We start from the raw sequence: 1395 nt of genomic DNA, 5'->3' as shown, positions 1-1395 counted from the left end.
AAATAGGCTTTGATCACTTCCGGGTTGTCGCGGATCTGTTCCGGCGTACCGTCGGCCAGTGGCGTGCCCTGGTTGATCACGACGATATGGTCGGAAATGCTCATGACCAGTTTCATGTCGTGTTCGATCAACAGCACCGTGGCGTTGTTTTCCTCACGCAGCACGCCGATCAGCGCCTTGAGGTCTTCGGTTTCCTTGGGGTTCAGGCCGGCGGCCGGTTCGTCGAGCATGAGGATCCGCGGGCGGGTCATCATGCAGCGGGCGATTTCCAGGCGACGTTGCTGACCGTAGGCCAGGGTACCGGCAGGGCGGTTGGCAAACTCGGTGAGGTTGACCTTGTCCAGCCAGTACTCGGCGTATTCCATGGCCTCGCGCTCGCTCTTGCGGAACGACGGGGTCTTGAACAGGCCGGCAAAGAAGTTGGTGTTCAGGTGACGATGCTGGGCGATCAACAGGTTCTCGACCGCCGTCATGTCCTTGAACAGCCGCACGTTCTGGAAGGTACGCACCACGCCCTTGCGGGCGATCTCGTGGCCGGCCAGGCCCTGGATCGGCTGGCCGTCCAGCAGGATGGTGCCGCCAGCCGGCTTGTAGAAGCCGGTCAGGCAGTTGAACACCGTGGTCTTGCCGGCGCCGTTGGGGCCGATCAGCGCTACTACCTGTTTTTCTTTGACGGTCAGGGCTACGCCGTTGACCGCCAGCAAGCCGCCGAAGCGCATGCTCAAGTTTTCGACTTTCAGGATCTCGCGGCTCATTTGCGCAGCTCCATGTGTGGACGTTGCATGGGCAGCAGGCCTTGAGGACGCCAGATCATCATCAGCACCATCATGGCGCCGAACATCAACATGCGGTATTCGCTGAACTCACGCATCATTTCCGGCAGCAGGATCATCACGATCGCCGCGAGAATCACGCCCAGTTGCGAGCCCATGCCACCCAGTACCACGATGGCGAGGATGATCGCCGACTCGATGAAGGTGAACGACTCCGGGGTCACCAGACCTTGGCGCGCGGCGAAGAAGCTGCCTGCGAAACCGGCGAAGGTTGCCCCGAGGGTGAAGGCCGAAAGCTTGATGACGGTGGGGTTCATGCCCAGCGCACGGCAGGCGATTTCATCTTCGCNNNNCGGCCGATCGGCATGCGCAGCAGGCGGTTGATCACGAACAGCGCCGCCAGTGCCAGCAACAGGGCCACCAGGTACAGGAACACCACTTTGCTCACCGGGTTGTAGTCGATCCCGAAGTACTCGTGGAACGTCTGCATGCCTTCGGCTGCGGTGCGGTCGAACGACAGCCCGAAGAACGTTGGCTTGGGAATGCTGCTGATGCCGTTGGGGCCGCCGGTGATATCGGTGAGGTTACGCAGGAACAGACGGATGATTTCACCGAAGCCCAG

Annotated in this window: 1 protein-coding gene and 1 pseudogene; both read right to left on the bottom strand. The window is 61.1% G+C overall.

The window, feature by feature from the left end; all coding sequences use genetic code 11:
- On the bottom strand, window positions 1-755 hold a 755-nt coding region (gene livG, locus HX875_RS32570; RefSeq protein WP_177049020.1), incomplete at its 3' end, for a high-affinity branched-chain amino acid ABC transporter ATP-binding protein LivG.
- Window positions 752-1395 (bottom strand): annotated as a pseudogene (gene livM, locus HX875_RS32565) (high-affinity branched-chain amino acid ABC transporter permease LivM); the annotation flags it as partial. The pseudogene livM and the gene livG, both read right to left, overlap by 4 nt.

It is taken from the genome of Pseudomonas yamanorum, from assembly GCF_013386765.1.
Taxonomy (GTDB): domain Bacteria; phylum Pseudomonadota; class Gammaproteobacteria; order Pseudomonadales; family Pseudomonadaceae; genus Aquipseudomonas; species Aquipseudomonas yamanorum_A.
Note: the sequence above shows the minus strand (reverse complement) of the source record. Positions and strands in the feature narration are given on the sequence as shown.